Here is a 16957-nt window from a genome sequence, read left to right on the forward strand (position 1 = left end):
AATATCTAAAAAATTGTGCTTTATTTTATATTAAGTATATAAGGGAAGAAAAAAAGCCCATAACTTTCGTCGGGCCTTTTGGATTTATTACTCCTATAACATTTAGAATTTGTATCATAGTATTAAAAAATATAATTTGAATAAATTAACTTATTTTTTCCTGTTAATAATTAAATCTGAAATTACCATCTTACAATTAAGACTTGCATGAATAATTTCTTCGGCAACATCTTCAGCTTTCATAAATGTTGAAAAATCGTATCCTGAATCAATATTATTCCAGAATGGAGTGTCCATCCCCCCTGGATAAACTATAATAACTTCTATATTCCCACCACGGACTTCTTCTCTTATTGATTCCAAGAAGCCCTTTGCTCCCCATTTGGCAGCACAGTATATAGTTTCGTTTTTCTTTCCTGTTTGTGCAGCAGTAGATAAGATATTGATAATTCTGCATTTTTGCTTTAAGTTCTTCATATGCTTTACAGCCCTTGAAGTCATATTGATAAGACCAACGAGATTAGAATTTAAAATAGAACTGATTTCATACTCTGTCAGCTCCTCAACACTCCCAAAGAATCCTTTCCCTGCATTGTTATAGAGGTGCTCTATTTCAATATTGTCTGTTTTTAAATCTAAAAAAAATTTATCTACTTCAGACAGGTCAGAAATATCAATTTTAACTCCTAGAATCTTTACGTCTTGATAAATTGTTTTCAGTTCTTTGATTGAATTATTCAGTTTCTTTTCATCTCTACCCATTATTATAACGTTTTTCCCTCTTTTTATTAATTTTTTTGCAAGTTCATAACCGAGTCCCGAACTTCCCCCTGTTATTAATGAATATTTCATCGATCCACCATCCTTTTTTTATGTTGATCTAAATTTTTTTAATATCTTTTATTTACAACCTAACAAAAACTTCTACAAACACAATTAATTTTATAGATTCTCCTATAACTTACTTATCTTTCAGCTTTTTCCTTCTGATTTACGCTCTCCCATTTGTTCTAATAGTTCAATATAATAGAAATTAAGTAAGAGCTATTTAATATATCTGGTTGATATCTTCTCTTGAAACTGTTATCATAGAAGGATAATAGATGTAGGATATAGGGTATAAAATAAAGGATTTTTTCTAAAATTACAGAATAATATAAAAATTATAATATTTTAGGAGGGATCATATGAAAAGCTATATTTTATTGATGTCACTATTATTTACCGCTTGTGTTTCCAATAATCTTAGAACAGGGATGTCTACGAAAACAAATAAAAGTTTAGAGATTACAGTGAAGGAACAGGGGATAGAATTTAAAAAATTACAGGAAGATAATAAAGAATTAAGGCAGGACATGGAAAATTTAAATAAAAGGATCCAGAAGGTTGAAGATTTTTATGAGTTAAATTAAGGAGGAACAATGAAAAAAACTTTTATTATAGGGTTTATACTTTTGAGTATAGCAGCCAAGGGAGATTTGGGGACAGATATTAAACAGAATCAAATTATCTTAGATAATATTAAATTAGAAAATGCACAGCTCAAAGAAGAGGTAAAGAGATTGAGTCAAATCCTAGATAAATTAGAGATAAATTTAGCCAAGGAAATAAAATTTGAAGATTTAGGAGTGGAGATCAGAAGGGATATAGAAAGTTTTACTTTAAAGATAGCAAGTGAAGATCTAAGTCAGGGAGAGTATAATAGTATATTGGATAATTTTATAGAGATAACTAAATATGATCCTAAAGATCCTATTATTTTTCAGGGGAGCAAGGGAAATACAGAATTTTTAAACTCTTATTTTACTGCCAAGGGTTTTGATCTTTCTAGGATAACCGTAGAAATTAAAGAAGATAATGAGCTAATCCCAGAAAAAAAAGGGATAAAGGTCGTTGATACAAGAATAATTTTGAAAAAAAAAGAGAATTAAATTCTCTTTTTTTTATTGTTTTTATTAGCGTAGAGACCTAAAACTGTAAAAAAAATAAAAAAAAATAAAAAAATAAAAAGAAAAATAAAAAAAACAGGTATAGTTAAGATAGGAGTTATTAAATATAGGAGGTAATAGTTATGAAAAAAATATTATTTGGACTTTTAATAGTCGGTGCTCTTTCAGCTTGTTCAAGCTCAGAGGAAAAAGTAGATATCCCAACGCAAGTTCAAACTTTGAATGAAACTGTTTCTACTCAGACACAGGAATATGAGTCATTAAAAGCAGAGACTGAAGAATTGAAGATGCAGGTACAAGAATTAAATGATCTAATGAATGAAACTAAAAACTAGGAGGAATGTTATGAAAAAAATATTATTTGGACTTTTGATATTAGGAGCTCTTTCAGCTTGTTCAAGCTCAGAGGAAAAAGTAGATATCCCAACACAAGTTCAGACGTTGAATGAAACTGTTTCTACTCAAACACAGGAATATGAATCATTAAAAGCAGAGACTGAAGAATTGAAGATGCAAATACAAGAATTAAATAATTCAATCAATGAAACTAAAAACTAGGAGGAATATTATGAAAAAGATATTATTAGGACTTTTAATAGTAGCAGCTCTTTCAGCTTGCTCAAGTTCAGAGGAAAAAGTAGATATCCCCACACAAGTTCAGACATTGAATGAAAGTGTAGAGATGAATGCTACTACTCTAACAGAGGTTAAATCTGGAAATGAAGAGATTAGAGCTCAATTAGAAGAAGGTCAGCAAAAAGCTGCTATGATGGCAGAACATATGAAGATGGTAAAGGCATTTGAAGGAACTGGTGTTACTGTAACAGCAGTAGATAATGGATTACACCTTACTCTTCCTGGAGATACAGCTTTTAATTCAAGTAAAGCAGTATTGAATGAAAGTATGAAAACAATATTAGATCCAATTGCTGAAACTTTAATGACTTATCCGGGAACAGATGCTATGATCAAAGGTCATACAGACAGCTCAGGGCCTGAAGAATTCAATCAAAAATTATCAGAAGACAGAGCTATGGCAGTTTCTACTTATTTAATGAATAAGGGAATAGATTCTTCCAGGATAGAAACTGTAGGAGTTGGAAGTTCTGAACCTACTGATGATAATGATACAAGAGACGGAAGAATGGCAAATAGAAGAGTTGACTTAACAATCACATATTAATAATATTAATTTTAAGTTATTTATAAAAGAACTTGAGATGGCTGTTGATATATTATAACCTGTAAATGAGACACTAGAAAAAGTGTTGAATTTACAGGTTTTTTATATATTCTAGATTATCAAATTAAATTGTAAGACTTGGTTCTTCACAGAATTTTGTATGAATTTTTTTATTACTATTTAGTTTATTTATCAACTCTTGTGATGGACCTTTATATTGATTATCTCCTTTAAAACTCTTAGTATGAATAGCTTGTTTCGGACATTGATTATAACGTGCCCAACATCCATTACACTTGCTGTGATTTACTTGTGGATATGGGATCATTTTAACTGCTTGATAAGCACAGACTTTTACGCAATTTCCACATTTAACACATTGCTCTTTGTTGATTCTTTGTTTAACTCATCAAGTAACTCTGGGTCTTGAATAATTGTAAAATTCCAAGACTATTTATTATGTTTTTTTAATACATACACAGATTATAATTTTTTTGTGTATGCATTACAGCATCTCTTTTAGAAAAATATTTATAATGTAAGCAACAGTTATTCATATAAGCCACCTGGAATTTTTGCTACTTCCTTGTACATTTTTTGTCTGTATCATTTAAACTTTACTTTTTTATCATATATTCCCTGCAAGTGTTGCAACCATAATTGCCTTTATCGTATGCAATCTGTTTTCTGCTTGTTTAAATACGATAGATTTACTTCCTTCAAAGACTTCATCTGTAACTTCCATCTCCTGAATACCAAATTTCTCCAGGATATCTTTTCCTACGACTGTCTTTTGATCATGAAATGCTGGAAGGCAATGTAAAAAGATTGAATTTTTTGCAGTCATATCCATAACATTGTTATTCACCTGATATGGAAGTAATTTTTTTATTCTCTCCTTCCAAACTCCTTGATCCTCTCCCATAGATACCCATACATCTGTATAGATTACATCTGTATCACTTACGCCTTCTTCCAAAGAATCTGTAAAGGTAAGTTCAGCACCTGTAGTTTTAGCAATTTCTTGAGCTTTTTTTATTAACTCTTCTTCTGGGAAAAGGTCTTGAGGAGCTACGATTTTAAAATCCATACCGACCATTGCTGCACCGATCATAAGGGAATTCCCCATATTATTTCTTCCATCTCCAAGGTATGCCATCTTTATCCCTTCTAGTTTACCAAATTTTTCCTTGATAGTAAGAAAATCTGCCAAGATCTGCGTTGGATGAAACTTGTCTGTGAGACCATTCCATACAGGTACACCTGCAAATTCCCCCAGGATCTCTACTGTCTCTTGGGCATACCCTCTATACTGTATTCCATCATAAAAACCACCTAGAACTCTAGCACTATCCTTTATAGATTCCTTTTTTCCAATCTGGCTTCCTGAAGGCCCTAGATATGTTATATTAGCTCCTTGATCCATAGCTCCTACTTCAAATGCACATCTAGTTCTGGTAGAATCCTTTTCAAAAATAAGAACGATATTTTTCCCCGAAAGATATTTTTTTTCCGTTCCTTCATTTTTATCCTTCTTTAACTTAGCTGAAAGCTCTAAAAGATAGTTAAATTCCTCTGTAGTGTAATCCAATAACTTTAAAAAATTTTTATTCTTTATCATTTTTCCCCCTTAAATCCTTGAAATATATTTTTTAATACCATATAAAGTTCTTCAATTTCCTTTTCTCCTACATTTAGAGGCGGGATAATTCTCACTACATTATCTCCGGCTCCAACTAAAAGTACATTGTTTTTCAGTGCATATTTTATAAAGTTTCCAGGATTTTTATTTAATTTTAATCCCTGTAATAGGCCCAATCCTCTGACTTCCTTTATAAGGTCAAATTCCTTCTTTAGAAGTTCTAATTTTTCTTTTAAAAGTTCTGCTTTTTTGTCTATTGTAACGAGGATACCCTTATCAATAAGTTCTGTTAAAACAGTATTTCCAACAGCACAGGATAAGGCATTTCCTCCAAAGGTAGTCCCGTGATCTCCAGGAATAAAAACGTCAGCTTTTTTATTTACAAGGATAGCTCCTATGGGGATTCCTCCTCCAAGGCCCTTTGCCATACATACTATATCAGGGATAACTCCAAATTTTTTATAGGCAAAAAAACTCCCGCTTCTTCCTGCACCACATTGAATCTCATCGAAGATTAAAAGACAATTCCATTTATCACATAATTCCCTCAACTTTTTTAAAAATTTAATATCTGCCTTAATCAACCCTGCTTCCCCCTGGATAGGTTCAATTATAATTGCACAAGCTCCAGACATCTTTTTAATAATATTATTGATATTGTTAAATTCACATTCCTCGGTTCCACCTATCAGAGGTTTAAATTCTTTTTGATACTTGGACTGCCCAGTCACAGAAAGAGCTCCCATAGTTCTTCCATGAAAAGAATCCTTCATATAAAGGATCTTTCCTTTACCATGTCCCTTCTGTTTTCCGTACTTTCTAGCTATTTTTAGAGCAGCTTCCACAGCTTCGGTTCCGCTGTTACAAAAGAATACCTTATTATGATCACTCAATCCCACTAGTTTTTTAGCCAATTCAGATTGTTCAGTAGTATGGTAAAGGTTTGAAATATGAAGTAATTTTTCACTTTGTTTTTTTATAGTCTTTATTATTTCAGGGTGACAATGACCCAGTGAATTTACAGCTATTCCAGATACAAGATCCAGATACTCGCTATCTGCTTCATCATATAGTTTCATACCCTTTCCCGAGATAAAAACTTTATCGGGTCTATTATAAGTATTTATTAACATCTTAGCCTCCTTTATATTCCTTTAATATTCTCTATAATTAGCCATTTACAATCATAGTTCCAATGCCATCTTTGGTGAATAATGCCATCAAGATACTGTGTTCCTTCTCGCCGTTTAAAATATGCACCTTTTCCACACCTTTTTTTAAAGCAGATACACATGATTGTACTTTGGAAATCATTCCTCCACAGATAGTTTTATCTTGAATAAGTTGACCAACCTTTAGAAGATCAATCTCCTTGATCAAACTGTTCTTATCCTCTATATTTCTATAAAGACCATCTATATTAGTCATCAATATAAGTTTGGTAGCCTTTAGAGCACTAGCTATCTCCCCTGCCACATAATCGGCATTTATATTGTAGGTATTACCATCCTTATCAGTTCCTAGGGGTGCTATTACAGGTATTATCCCTGCTTCCAAAAAATTCTTTATGATCTCGGTATCTATTTTTTTTACCTGTCCCACATAACCTATATCTATTTTTTCTCCATCTATATTTATATATTTTTTTTCTGCCATGATCATATTACTGTCTTTACCTGTAATTCCCACAGCGTTAGTATTATTTTTATTTAAAAGGGAGACAATCTCCTTGTTTACCTTTCCACCTAAAACCATCTCTACAATATCTATTGTTTCCTTGTCGGTAACTCTATTCCCCATCTTAAATTCAGATTTTTTATTCAATTTGTAAAGCATATCATTTATTGCCGGTCCGCCTCCATGTACAACTACTGGAAGCATCCCTAGATATTTTAAAAGAGCTATATTCCTTATGACTTTTTCCTTGGTCTCCTCATCTTTCATAGCATTTCCACCGTACTTTACAACCACTATTTTTCCATGAAACTCCATTATATAGGAGAGTGCCTGAGACAATATCTTAACGTCTTTCATTTCTTTCCCCCCTTTAAGTTCTATATGCCCCATTAATTTTTACATAATCATAGGTTAAATCACATCCCCAAGCTGTAGCTGAATACTGACCGTCTTTTAAATCAATTTCTACTTTAATTTCTGGTTTAAGTAAGATTTCTTTGGCTTTATCTAGATCAAATTTTATTCCCATACCATCTTTAGCTATCTGAACATATTCCCCTTTACTAAAAAATGAAATATCTATATTGTTGGGATTAAATTCAACATCTGAATAACCCACTGCACAAAGGATTCTCCCCCAATTTGCATCGGCACCAAAGAAAGCACACTTAGTAAGATTGGATCTGATAACTGATTTTGCAGATATTCTAGCATCTTCTAAAGTTTGGGCATTTTTTACCTCTACCTCTATAAGTTTAGTAGCTCCTTCCCCATCTTTAGCTATCAATTTAGCCAATTCTGTATTGATATAGATTAAGATATCTTTAAATTTTTCAAAATCTTCTCCAGCAGTTTCAATTTTTTTATTCTCTGCCAATCCATTGGCTATAACCATAGCCATATCATTGGTACTGGTGTCTCCATCTACAGAGATCATGTTGTAAGACATATCCACACTATCTTTAAATGCTAGGTCCAGCATCTCCTTACTGATATTTAAATCTGTAACCAAGGTCGAAAGCATAGTACCCATATTTGGATGAACCATTCCAGACCCTTTGGCTATTCCGGCTAAAGTTATCTCTTTTCCATCTATCTCAAAGGAAACAGCAATTTTCTTTTCCGATGTATCTGTAGTTAACATAGCTATAGCTGCATCGTGCCCCCCTTGGGCAGACAGATTTTCACACCCTTTTTTTATGGCTAACTCTATTTTCCCCATATCTAACTGCACTCCTATGATTCCGGTGGATTGTACTATTACCTCTTCTTTGGAAACCCCCAATATGTCGGCAGTGAGCTGAGCCATGGTATTGGCATCTTCCAATCCTTTTTTACCTGTGCAGGCATTTGCATTACCACTGTTTACAACCACTGCCTTGGTGATGGAATTTTGAATATGTTCCATGTTCATTACTATGGGGGCTGCCTTTACCTTGTTTTTTGTAAATACAGCTGAGGCTACAGGTTCTCCCTTTGAATGAATAACACAAAGATCCTTTTTACCACTTTTTTTAAGGCCGCCTGATACTCCGCTAGCAGTTATTCCAACAACATCTGTTATAGTTTTTCCCTCTAATATTTTCATCTTTTATCATCCTCCTTTAAATAAATTACTGTTCACCACTATTACTTTAGTTACAGGGCATCTAATATACTCGACATCCATAAAGACAGACTCTATTTTTGCTTTATTTTTTTTAAATGCAGTGGAGGAGTCAGTTTCATCCTCCGAATGGGTAATGCCGCAATCTTTTTTATCTATTTGCTTTAGATAACCTAATATTTTCTCATCTTTGGCCTTGTCCACATCAATCATTGTTTTCTTTTTTCCCCATTTCATCGTTTTTTATTCCTCCTCTCCAATGAAATTTAAGGAAAAATAGAGATGAAATCTATTCCTGTCGCTTCCTCAAATCCAAATATCGCATTCATATTTTGTATTGCTTGACCTGCTGCACCCTTCATAAGGTTATCTATGGCCGATATAATTATGACCCTTCCCGTTCTTTTGTCCACTCTTACAGTGATATCGCAATAGTTACTTCCTTTTACCCACCTTGTTTCAGGTAAGGTATCTTTGATTCTTATAAATTTATCTCCATGATATTCCTCTGAATATATCTTTTTTAACTCTTTTTCTTCGATATCTTCTCTAAGTTTTGCATAGATAACTGATAAGATCCCCCTATTCATAGGGACAAGGTGGGGAGTGAATGTAAGAGTTATCTCTTTTTTACTAATTTTACCAGCCTCTTGTTCTATCTCCGGTGTATGCCTGTGAGTTGCCACTGCATTTGTGATTTCAAAGGCTTTTCCATGGGGAAGAGCTATAAAAAGAAGGTCTATTTTATTGAGATATTTCTCAACCTGTGTATTAGAAATACATACCTTATTAAATTCATAGGAGTAATTTTCATATATGCTAGAAAACTCCTGTCCCTCATAACTATGAGAGGCAATAAATTCTATTTTTATCTGAGGATGGGTTCTCAACAGCCCTAAAAGTTGTTGACCAGCATACCCGGTGGCTCCTAATATTCCGACATTTTTCATCTGTTTTTTCCCTCCAATTTATGAACTTATTTTGTTTTAAATTTCTATTTTTCCTTGTTTTATCCTATTTTTTTGTATAAAAAATGAGCCTACCGAAAATTTGGCAGACTCCTAGGAATCGACAAAGATCTTATCGGTTATAAAAAAATACTAGATTTTAAATTACTTCTCCTGAACCTTTTCCTTAGCATCTGTGTTCCTCCTCAAAATATTTCTTAATAATTTATTATATCTTCTGTCATCTATCTTAGCTGTAAAGTTTATTCGATCTTTTCTCATGCATTCAATAAATTTTTATAAATAAAAAAACCTGGTATAAGCTTTCTAAAGGGGCTTCTACCAGGTTATCTTTAAAACAAAAGCCAGCAATATTAATTGCCGGCCTGTTAACAATTTTTTTATATACTCATTGGAAGTATTCATTTCCAAATCTTTGCACAAAAAATTATCAGATTAATCAAGCCATTTTAGAATGATAGGGTTTATTGATTCTTTTCTTCTCATCCTGCTTCTCCTGATTAACATAACAAATCCTCCTGTGATTTTCTTTCTTCTCTTTTTATTTGAATTAATATTATCAGATATTATTTGATTATGTCAACATTTTTTTAAAGAAATATTTATATATTTTTATTTTTCCCAGATTTATTTCAAATTTCAACTAAAATTCTATGTAAATTCTCTCTTGTGTAGTAATATGTACTATATAAAATTTGTCAATGTCAACTCTAACTTTAGTCTTGATAGTTTTTATTATTAAAAAAGCATTGTATTTATTATCTTACTTTAAGAATTCATTAAAAATAAAACGGAGGATTAATTATGTTTGATTATCATATCCATTCAGAATTTTCTGATGATTCATCGGAGAAAATGTCTAACATTGTAGAAGAAGCTATAAGAAAAGGCGGGAAAAAATTATGTTTTACAGAGCATATGGAATTCAACTTTCCCCATGAGATTAAAAAATTTAATTTAGATTATGATGCATACAAAAAGGAGTTTGAAAGGATGCGTTCTATCTATGGAAAAAGGATAGATCTATCTATGGGTGTTGAAATTGGGATACAGACAGGGGAAAAAAATATACAGGAACTGGTCAATTATACAAAAAAAAATAAATTTGATTTTATTCTGGCATCTGCCCACTGTCTTGAGGGGAAAGATCTATACACTATGGATCCCAATGTCGGGAATATAGATGATTTTTTTACTAGATATTTCCAGGAGATGTTAGATGTTTTTAAATATTTTAACGATTACGATGTAGTAGGGCATATTGATCTAATAAGAAGATATTTTTTAGAGGCACAAACTCATGAGTTAGAGGGATCTAAAGAGGTATTAAGGGAGCTTTTTATCCATATAATACAAGAGGGGAAGGGGATAGAGATAAATACAGGCGGACTTTTTTATGATTCTGCTAATATAAATCCTACCTTGGATATAATTAAATTTTATAAGGAGATGGGAGGGTCAATAATTACTATAGGAAGTGACTCCCATATAGCTGAAAGGGTCTTAAGTAACTATGAAAAAGCTATAGATTATTTAAAACGTGCAGGGTTTCAATATGTGACTACTTTTGAGAGGAGAAAAAAGACATTTCATAAAATTTAAAAAATAAAAGTATGCAAAAGATAAAACTTATGCTAGAATGATTAAAATAAAAAAACCAAATATGTTATAATAATTAAAATATTCTTAGGAGGAAAAAATGATTAATAAAATGTTTAATAATAGGCATCATCATCACTGCTAACAGGGTTTGTATTCTTTTAAGATACAGATCCATTTCGTTTAACGAAAATTTAGGGTCTGTATCTGGAGTGATGATAAACATTTCTTGAAAACTGAGAATTTTTGAGAGCACCCAGATACTAAAATGTATCTGGGTGCTCTTTTTTTTATATTCTATATAATATCACATTGCTTTTTATAGGAGGAATAATATGAAAAACTACAGAAAAGAAGAGGCGTTTATTATGGATTTTGAAAAGATATTCGAGTACTACGGATATGAAAAGATTAAATTGAATACCTTTGAAAAGTATGATACATACTTTACTAATAAAGATATAATAAATCCAAATGGGGATCTTTATGTGTTAAGACCGGATATGACTCTACCGGTAGTAAAATATTTTTTCGAGCAGCAGACTCAAAGTGGAAAATTTTATTATAGTGACAGTGTGTTTCGTGCAGATAAAAAAGGTCTGGAATTCAATGAAAGGAAACAGGTGGGAATAGAGTATCTGGGTGGTGAAAACATCTTATCCGATATAGAGATCTTAGATCTTGCTGTACAGACCTTGGAAAAATTAGACCATAGTTATATTTTGTGTATTTCTAATACGGAATTTATCAAAGAGATGATAGAGACTCTAACAGAGGAGAAAGAGCAAGGGGAACAGATACTTGAATATCTCTATAGAAGAAGCAGTGATCTTGAAAGTTACCTTGTAAAAATTGATATAGAAGAGGAAAAAATTACCAGACTCCTCCAATTAAACAAGCTCTTCGGAAACTTTAAAAGGGTAAAGGAAACTCTTTATAAAATGGCAGTAACTGATAAACAAAGAAAACCCTGTAAAACTTGCTAAAATATATAATGAGATGGGTGCTGATGAGTTAGTCTTTTATGATATCACTGCTACTAATGAAGAAAGAGAGCTTTTTACAGATATTGTTGAGCAGGTGGCAAACCAAATATTTATATCCCTCACAGTAGGAGGAGGGATCAATACACTCAATGATTTTGACATGGTATTAAAGGCAGGTGCAGATAAAGTAAGTGTCAATTCAGGGGCAGTCAAAAATCCTGATCTGATCAGAGAAGCAGAAAGGAACTCTGGAACAAGGGAGCAAGTTCTGGAAATATTCAAAAAACAAAAGAACTATCCTGCGACTGTGATGGAGACACTTTACTTATAAAAGTAGAACAAAAAGGTCCTGCGTGTCATACAGGAAAAAGATCTTGTTTTTTTAATAAAGTCACACCTGTTAAAAATCTGACCATGGGAGAGGCACTCTTTACCCTTGATGATATTTTAAAAGACAGAAAAAAAAATCTCATGGAAGGGTCATATACAGCCTATCTGTATAAAGAAGGATTAGATAAGATACTAAAAAAAGTAGGAGAAGAGTGTGCAGAGGTAATTATTGCTGCTAAAAATTCTGATAAATCAGAACTTATATATGAGGTAAGTGATCTTTTATACCACCTTTTAGTCCTTTTAAATGAGCAGGAAATAAGGCTAGAAGAGATAAAAGATGAACTTATAAAAAGAATGTAAAACAAAGAGAAAAGGCAAGCTGAGTATTTATCAGATTGCCTTTTCTCTTTATTTTTTAAATTCCTTACTCAGTCTCCATCTGTCATGGAACCACATCCATTGTTCTGGATGTTCCTTGATAGCTTCCTCTATAAGGTAGATTAAATTTTGTGTATTGACCTTTACATCATTTTTTAGATCTCCTGTTTCAATAAGTTCAATTCTTTTTACAATTTTTACCGTATTAGTATTATCTTCATTTAATATGGAATATCCAAATACCAATGGAACTTTAAATTTTAATGCGAAGTGTATGGCACCTGTAGGAGCTATGGTGTCTCTGCCAAAGAAATTAACAGTAGTACCCTTATCCCTGTGATCTGAAAAAAGTGCTAAGATCTCCTTGTTTTTAATTACCTTTAGAAGTTCTCTAGGGGTATTTTTGGATTTTTTTATCATATTAAAATTAAGCTGGCTACGATTTTTAGTGATATACTCATCGATATAGGGATTCCTTTGGGCTTTAACCACATCGGATAATCTATATTTTTCTGTAATCTTCAGAGAGGCTTCTAAATTTCCCATATGCATACTAGCTATGATAAGACCTTTATTTTCAGCTACAGCATCGTCTAGGATATGGTAATTTTCTACATTGACCTTTGTCTCATCGAAGATAAAGTCCATAATCCATAGAGATGAAAGGTATGCTTTAGTCAGCACCTTATAATTTTTTTTAGCTAGTTCTATTCTTTCCTCATCTGTTTTCTCAGGAAAAGCTAATTTTAGGTTGGCTAATGCTATCATCCTTCTTTTTTTAATAAGGTGATACCCTATTATTCCTATTTTTTCAGCAATTTTATATCTTGTTTTTTCCGGAAACATCATAAGTAATTTTACAAAACTAATCATGAGATAATATTCTAATTTATGTTTCATTTCATCCTCCTAATTATGTATAATTCAAGTCTATATAGTCTACCACAATTACTATAATGGTGCAATTCAACTAAATAGATTTGTAATTAAATCAATAATGGGGTAATATCATATTACGAAATAAATATTAGTAAGGAGTGGTAAGATGTATGATGTTGCTATAATTGGTGGAGGAGTTATCGGATGCAGTATAGCCCGGGAGCTTTCTAAATATAAAATAAAAACAGTAGTAATAGAGCAAGAAGGGGATGTAAGCTGTGGTGCTACAAAGGCAAATTCAGGGATTGTTCACGGGGGCTACGATGCTGCCTATGGTACTAAGAAAGGTTACTTTAGTCATAGAGGTAATATACTTTTTGAGGGTTTAAATAAGGAACTAAATTTTGGATTTGAAAAAATTGGATCATTGGTACTGGCCTTTGATCAGAAGGAATTAAAAACACTATCTAAAATAATTGAAAATGGTAAAAAAAATGGAGTAGAAAATTTAAAGGTTATAGGTAGAGAGAAATTACTAGAATTAGAGCCAAATGTAGGAAGTGCTGTAGGGGCCTTATATTGTAAGGAAGCAGGAATAGTTTCTCCCTATGAATATTGTATAGCGTTGGCTGAAAATGCCATATCAAATGGAGTGGAATTTAAATTTAACAGCAGGGTCGAAAATATAGATAGAATAAATAATATATATACCATAAAAACAGTTTCAGGAGAAGTAAAGACAAAGTTAGTTATCAATGCTGCCGGAGTAAACTCTGATATTATTTCTAATATGATGAATGATGAATATTTTCATATAATCCCACGAAAGGGGGAATACCTGGTCTATACAAAGGGGTATGGGGATAAAGTTAACCATGTTATATTTCAATGTCCCAATGAAAAAGGAAAAGGTGTCTTGGTTACACCTACCTATCACAACAACCTTATGGTAGGCCCAGATGCACAAATTATGGATGATAAATATGATACTTCTACAAATATAGATAAGTTATTTGATATTATAGGTAAAGCAGAAAAATCTATTCCAAATTTGGAAAATAAAAAAATTATCAGAAGTTTTGCAGGAACCAGAGCTACCAGCAGTCTCCACGACTTTATAATTGAGGAAACTGAATCTAAAAAATTCATCAATGTGGCAGGAATAGAATCACCGGGGATAACATCTTCCCCTGCAATAGCCCAGTATGTAAGAGATTTAGTTGAAAAGATAATCGAACTGCCTAAAAATAATGAGTTTAATCCCTATAGAGAGCCCAACATTTTAAAGAAGCCAAAGGATGATATGCTGCCTATGAAAACAGTAAATGAGTATATCAATTTAGATGAGGATGATCCTGATAGGATCGTGTGCAGGTGTGAGCAGGTCAGACAGAGAGAGATCTTAGATGCCTTGGACAGGGGGATAAAAATTACTTCTACCGATGGAATAAAAAGGCGTACCCGGGCAGGAATGGGAATATGCCAAGGTAGATTCTGTGAACCCCGGGTAAAAAAAATTATTGCTAAAAGATATGGCATTTCAGAAGAGGAGATAACTACCAGAGGGATAGGAAGCGGGAGTGAACCTGTCCGGGTAGAGATTATGAAATTAAGAAGTAAATAAAAAAAGTTCTAAGGGTCCTGTAGATTCTTAGAACTTTTTTGTTGCTTTTTGACAGTAAGAAAATTAATAATGGAATTTAAAATAAATATTTTTATGAATTAATATTATTTCATTCTAAGAGGTGATATAATGATTAATAAATATTATAAAGGTAGGATTTTAATTATGGTTGAAAAAATAGATTTAGATATGGTAAGGAATAGTGCATTTAAATATTATACAGATGGAGATTTTTATTGTTCAGAGGCAGTTGTCTTAGCTATTAAAGAGATGTTTGGTTTAGATTATGGAGACGAAGTTGTTCGGTTAGCATCTGGTTTTGCTATTGGAATGGGAGGTTCTGGCTGTGTTTGCGGTGCAGTTGTAGGTGCTAACATGGCTATTGGAATGGTTTTTGGAAGAGATAAAGCTAAGGATAGAAGAGTAAAAAAAACTTTAAAGCTGTCAAAGGAAGTTCATGATTATTTTAAAGAGGAAAAAGGCTCTTTATGTTGTAGAGTATTAACACGTAAGTTTAAAAAGTTTGGTTCTAAGGAGCATAAGGAACAGTGTGCGTTATTTACCGGAGAGCTGGCTTATAAAACTGCTGAAGTTATAGCTAGAGAGTTGAAAATAACTGTAGTTAAAAATGGGAGTGAAGAAATCAAAATAAAAAAAAGAGGCCTTTTTAATTTTTAATAACCCTGATCTTAATTGTTAATCAACTAATTAAATATGAAAATGATTGGAAAAAATAGTTGTATTTTTTTACTTATAAATATATACTATATGGTAATCAAATTTAGTTGTTAGGAGATGTAAGAGTGGAATTTATAAACAGTAAGGAAAATAAATTATTTAAAACTATAAAGAAATTAAAACAAAAAAAATACAGAGAGAGAGAAAATCTTTTTTTAGCAGAGGGACATAAATTTTTGGATTTTTCTATAAACCCTAAATATATCATATTACGTGATGGTGTGGAAGAAAATTTTCCTAAGATAGATAATTTTAACTGCAAGAAATATATATATAGTGATACCTTATTTAATGATATTTCAACACAAGAAAATTCACAAGGTGTAATTTTAATCTATGATTTTCTATCTAATTCTATAGATGATTTAGGAAAAAATATAGTTATCTTAGACCGTATTCAGGATCCTGGAAACCTTGGTACAATCATTAGATTGGTTGATGCAGTGGGCTTTAAAGATATCATATTAACAACTGGAAGTGTTGATATATATAATGATAAGAGTGTCAGAAGCAGTATGGGATCATTATTTAATCTAAATATAAACTACATGTCAGAAGAAAAACTTGTGGAATTTTTAAAATTAAATAACTACAATATTTTATCTAGCGGATTAACAAATGAAAGTGTAAATTATAACAAGGTTAAGCTACAGGGGAAAAATGCAGTTGTTTTTGGAAATGAAGGACAAGGGGTATCAAAAGAGATATTAGAAGCGAGTAATGAGATTGTAAAAATACCTATATATGGAAGTGCAGAATCACTGAATGTAGGAGTGGCCACTGGAATCATATTGTATAAGGTCAAAGAAATACTGGAGGAATATGAGGTATAAACATTTAAAAAAAGACAAAGTTTTTGAAAATAAACATTTTGAGATATATGAGGAAGACTTAATTCTGCCTAATGGTAATCAAGTAAGATGGACTTTTTTAAAGAATTATATAGCTGTAGGAGTAATTGCATTTACTCCAGAGGGGAAACTTTTATTGGTTAAACAATATAGACCGGCTTTAAAACAAGAAATAGTTGAGATCCCTGCAGGACTTGTAGATCCTGGTGAAGATGTGGAAAAAGCTGCCATGAGAGAGCTTGAAGAAGAAACTGGATACAGAGCTGAAAAAATGACTAAAGTATGTGAATATTTTAGAAGTCCAGGACTCTCCTCTTCTAAAATGTATATCTATCATGCTGAAGATTTAGTTAAAACATGCCAAAATCTAGATGAGGATGAATTTTTAGAAGTTTTAGAAGTTGATGTAAAAGAGATCGATGAGATATTAAAGACCCCTTTAGACGGAAAGACCATGTATTCACTTAACTATATAAAATCAAATTTAAAAAAATAGCCTGTTTTAGGTTATTTTTTTATGGAAAAAATAAATTAAAAATTATGA

20 protein-coding genes and 1 pseudogene are annotated in these 16957 nt (G+C 32.1%); 13 read left to right on the forward strand and 8 right to left on the reverse strand.

The features are described from left to right. Nucleotides 1–150: 150 nt before the first annotated feature. Nucleotides 151–852, reverse strand: a complete 702-nt coding sequence (locus NRK67_12980; protein UUV18197.1) for an SDR family NAD(P)-dependent oxidoreductase — start codon at nucleotides 850–852, stop codon at nucleotides 151–153. Between the two features lie 335 nt (nucleotides 853–1187). Between NRK67_12980 and NRK67_12985 the strand changes: the two genes are divergently transcribed. The 5 genes from NRK67_12985 (at nucleotide 1188) to NRK67_13005 (ending at nucleotide 3132) form a co-directional block, all read left to right on the forward strand. Beyond that, nucleotides 1188–1412: a hypothetical protein gene (locus NRK67_12985; GenBank protein ID UUV18198.1), complete on the forward strand. Its 225-nt coding sequence runs from the start codon at nucleotides 1188–1190 to the stop codon at nucleotides 1410–1412. A gap of 9 nt (nucleotides 1413–1421) precedes the next feature. Beyond that, nucleotides 1422–1931 (forward strand): hypothetical protein, encoded by a 510-nt coding sequence (locus NRK67_12990; protein UUV18199.1) that lies wholly within the window; start codon nucleotides 1422–1424, stop codon nucleotides 1929–1931. Between the two features lie 140 nt (nucleotides 1932–2071). Further along, complete coding sequence (locus tag NRK67_12995) at nucleotides 2072–2284, forward strand: lipoprotein (GenBank protein UUV18200.1); 213 nt, start codon at nucleotides 2072–2074, stop codon at nucleotides 2282–2284. A 10-nt stretch (nucleotides 2285–2294) separates the two neighbouring features. Then, nucleotides 2295–2507 (forward strand): lipoprotein, encoded by a 213-nt coding sequence (locus NRK67_13000; GenBank protein ID UUV18201.1) that lies wholly within the window; start codon nucleotides 2295–2297, stop codon nucleotides 2505–2507. A 10-nt stretch (nucleotides 2508–2517) separates the two neighbouring features. After that, a complete protein-coding gene (locus tag NRK67_13005) occupies nucleotides 2518–3132 on the forward strand; it encodes an OmpA family protein (GenBank protein ID UUV18202.1) in 615 nt (204 codons plus the stop codon). Between the two features lie 628 nt (nucleotides 3133–3760). Here the strand turns inward: NRK67_13005 and argF are convergent. From argF to NRK67_13035, 6 genes are read right to left on the reverse strand one after another with little or no spacing between them, the layout of a single operon-like run. Beyond that, a complete protein-coding gene (gene argF / locus NRK67_13010; GenBank protein UUV18203.1) occupies nucleotides 3761–4753 on the reverse strand; it encodes an ornithine carbamoyltransferase in 993 nt (330 codons plus the stop codon). Next, nucleotides 4750–5907 (reverse strand): acetylornithine/succinylornithine family transaminase, encoded by a 1158-nt coding sequence (locus NRK67_13015; GenBank protein UUV18204.1) that lies wholly within the window; start codon nucleotides 5905–5907, stop codon nucleotides 4750–4752. The genes argF and NRK67_13015 overlap by 4 nt, the downstream gene beginning before the upstream one ends. 37 nt (nucleotides 5908–5944) lie before the next feature. Next, nucleotides 5945–6808: an acetylglutamate kinase gene (gene argB, locus NRK67_13020; GenBank protein ID UUV18205.1), complete on the reverse strand. Its 864-nt coding sequence runs from the start codon at nucleotides 6806–6808 to the stop codon at nucleotides 5945–5947. 13 nt (nucleotides 6809–6821) lie between these two features. Continuing rightward, nucleotides 6822–8039 (reverse strand): bifunctional glutamate N-acetyltransferase/amino-acid acetyltransferase ArgJ, encoded by a 1218-nt coding sequence (gene argJ, locus NRK67_13025; protein UUV18206.1) that lies wholly within the window; start codon nucleotides 8037–8039, stop codon nucleotides 6822–6824. Between the two features lie 6 nt (nucleotides 8040–8045). Continuing rightward, complete coding sequence (locus tag NRK67_13030) at nucleotides 8046–8294, reverse strand: hypothetical protein (protein UUV18207.1); 249 nt, start codon at nucleotides 8292–8294, stop codon at nucleotides 8046–8048. A gap of 29 nt (nucleotides 8295–8323) precedes the next feature. Beyond that, nucleotides 8324–9007 carry an Asd/ArgC dimerization domain-containing protein gene (locus NRK67_13035; protein ID UUV18208.1) on the reverse strand — a complete coding sequence of 228 codons (684 nt, stop codon included), beginning with the start codon at nucleotides 9005–9007 and terminating at the stop codon, nucleotides 8324–8326. Nucleotides 9008–9829: 822 nt separating this feature from the next. Between NRK67_13035 and NRK67_13040 the strand changes: the two genes are divergently transcribed. The 4 genes and pseudogenes from NRK67_13040 to hisE all read left to right on the forward strand — a co-directional run bounded on the left by NRK67_13040 (nucleotide 9830) and on the right by hisE (nucleotide 12303). Further along, nucleotides 9830–10627, forward strand: coding sequence for a histidinol-phosphatase HisJ family protein (locus tag NRK67_13040; protein UUV18209.1), 798 nt, complete (start codon nucleotides 9830–9832; stop codon nucleotides 10625–10627). 332 nt (nucleotides 10628–10959) lie between these two features. Then, on the forward strand, nucleotides 10960–11610 hold the full coding sequence (locus tag NRK67_13045) for an ATP phosphoribosyltransferase regulatory subunit (protein ID UUV18210.1): 651 nt from the start codon (nucleotides 10960–10962) through the stop codon (nucleotides 11608–11610). After that, nucleotides 11576–11848 (forward strand): annotated as a pseudogene (locus NRK67_13050) (HisA/HisF-related TIM barrel protein). Before NRK67_13045 ends, NRK67_13050 begins: the two are co-directional and overlap by 35 nt. A gap of 38 nt (nucleotides 11849–11886) precedes the next feature. Next, nucleotides 11887–12303, forward strand: coding sequence for a phosphoribosyl-ATP diphosphatase (gene hisE / locus NRK67_13055; protein ID UUV19939.1), 417 nt, complete (start codon nucleotides 11887–11889; stop codon nucleotides 12301–12303). A gap of 48 nt (nucleotides 12304–12351) precedes the next feature. On the opposite strand, the gene NRK67_13060 is transcribed toward hisE, so the two are convergent. Then, nucleotides 12352–13221: a lysophospholipid acyltransferase family protein gene (locus NRK67_13060; GenBank protein UUV18211.1), complete on the reverse strand. Its 870-nt coding sequence runs from the start codon at nucleotides 13219–13221 to the stop codon at nucleotides 12352–12354. A gap of 145 nt (nucleotides 13222–13366) precedes the next feature. Here NRK67_13060 and NRK67_13065 point away from each other — a divergent pair, with 145 nt between their 5' ends. The 4 genes from NRK67_13065 to NRK67_13080 all read left to right on the forward strand — a co-directional run bounded on the left by NRK67_13065 (nucleotide 13367) and on the right by NRK67_13080 (nucleotide 16909). Further along, complete coding sequence (locus NRK67_13065; GenBank protein ID UUV18212.1) at nucleotides 13367–14824, forward strand: NAD(P)/FAD-dependent oxidoreductase; 1458 nt, start codon at nucleotides 13367–13369, stop codon at nucleotides 14822–14824. 129 nt (nucleotides 14825–14953) lie between these two features. After that, the gene (locus NRK67_13070) at nucleotides 14954–15502 is read left to right on the forward strand and encodes a C-GCAxxG-C-C family protein (protein UUV18213.1); all 549 of its coding nucleotides are present in this window, start codon (nucleotides 14954–14956) and stop codon (nucleotides 15500–15502) included. A gap of 125 nt (nucleotides 15503–15627) precedes the next feature. Next, entirely contained in the window at nucleotides 15628–16395 is a 768-nt protein-coding gene (locus tag NRK67_13075) for an RNA methyltransferase (protein ID UUV18214.1), read from the forward strand. Beyond that, nucleotides 16385–16909, forward strand: coding sequence for an NUDIX hydrolase (locus NRK67_13080; protein ID UUV18215.1), 525 nt, complete (start codon nucleotides 16385–16387; stop codon nucleotides 16907–16909). Before NRK67_13075 ends, NRK67_13080 begins: the two co-directional genes overlap by 11 nt. Nucleotides 16910–16957: the final 48 nt, after the last annotated feature.

It is taken from the genome of Fusobacteria bacterium ZRK30 (assembly GCA_024628785.1).
GTDB lineage: Bacteria > Fusobacteriota > Fusobacteriia > Fusobacteriales > Fusobacteriaceae > Psychrilyobacter.

What these genes read in the sequence shown, in the direction of transcription:
- NRK67_12980 (UUV18197.1), bottom strand. Translation starts at nt 852, where the DNA reads ATGAAATATTCATTAATAACAGGGGGAAGTTCGGGACTCGGTTATGAA.
- NRK67_12985 (UUV18198.1), top strand. Translation starts at nt 1,188, where the DNA reads ATGAAAAGCTATATTTTATTGATGTCACTATTATTTACCGCTTGTGTT.
- NRK67_12990 (UUV18199.1), top strand. Translation starts at nt 1,422, where the DNA reads ATGAAAAAAACTTTTATTATAGGGTTTATACTTTTGAGTATAGCAGCC.
- NRK67_12995 (UUV18200.1), top strand. Translation starts at nt 2,072, where the DNA reads ATGAAAAAAATATTATTTGGACTTTTAATAGTCGGTGCTCTTTCAGCT.
- NRK67_13000 (UUV18201.1), top strand. Translation starts at nt 2,295, where the DNA reads ATGAAAAAAATATTATTTGGACTTTTGATATTAGGAGCTCTTTCAGCT.
- NRK67_13005 (UUV18202.1), top strand. Translation starts at nt 2,518, where the DNA reads ATGAAAAAGATATTATTAGGACTTTTAATAGTAGCAGCTCTTTCAGCT.
- argF (UUV18203.1), bottom strand. Translation starts at nt 4,753, where the DNA reads ATGATAAAGAATAAAAATTTTTTAAAGTTATTGGATTACACTACAGAG.
- NRK67_13015 (UUV18204.1), bottom strand. Translation starts at nt 5,907, where the DNA reads ATGTTAATAAATACTTATAATAGACCCGATAAAGTTTTTATCTCGGGA.
- argB (UUV18205.1), bottom strand. Translation starts at nt 6,808, where the DNA reads ATGAAAGACGTTAAGATATTGTCTCAGGCACTCTCCTATATAATGGAG.
- argJ (UUV18206.1), bottom strand. Translation starts at nt 8,039, where the DNA reads ATGAAAATATTAGAGGGAAAAACTATAACAGATGTTGTTGGAATAACT.
- NRK67_13030 (UUV18207.1), bottom strand. Translation starts at nt 8,294, where the DNA reads ATGAAATGGGGAAAAAAGAAAACAATGATTGATGTGGACAAGGCCAAA.
- NRK67_13035 (UUV18208.1), bottom strand. Translation starts at nt 9,007, where the DNA reads ATGAAAAATGTCGGAATATTAGGAGCCACCGGGTATGCTGGTCAACAA.
- NRK67_13040 (UUV18209.1), top strand. Translation starts at nt 9,830, where the DNA reads ATGTTTGATTATCATATCCATTCAGAATTTTCTGATGATTCATCGGAG.
- NRK67_13045 (UUV18210.1), top strand. Translation starts at nt 10,960, where the DNA reads ATGAAAAACTACAGAAAAGAAGAGGCGTTTATTATGGATTTTGAAAAG.
- NRK67_13060 (UUV18211.1), bottom strand. Translation starts at nt 13,221, where the DNA reads ATGAAACATAAATTAGAATATTATCTCATGATTAGTTTTGTAAAATTA.
- NRK67_13065 (UUV18212.1), top strand. Translation starts at nt 13,367, where the DNA reads ATGTATGATGTTGCTATAATTGGTGGAGGAGTTATCGGATGCAGTATA.
- NRK67_13070 (UUV18213.1), top strand. Translation starts at nt 14,954, where the DNA reads ATGATTAATAAATATTATAAAGGTAGGATTTTAATTATGGTTGAAAAA.
- NRK67_13080 (UUV18215.1), top strand. Translation starts at nt 16,385, where the DNA reads ATGAGGTATAAACATTTAAAAAAAGACAAAGTTTTTGAAAATAAACAT.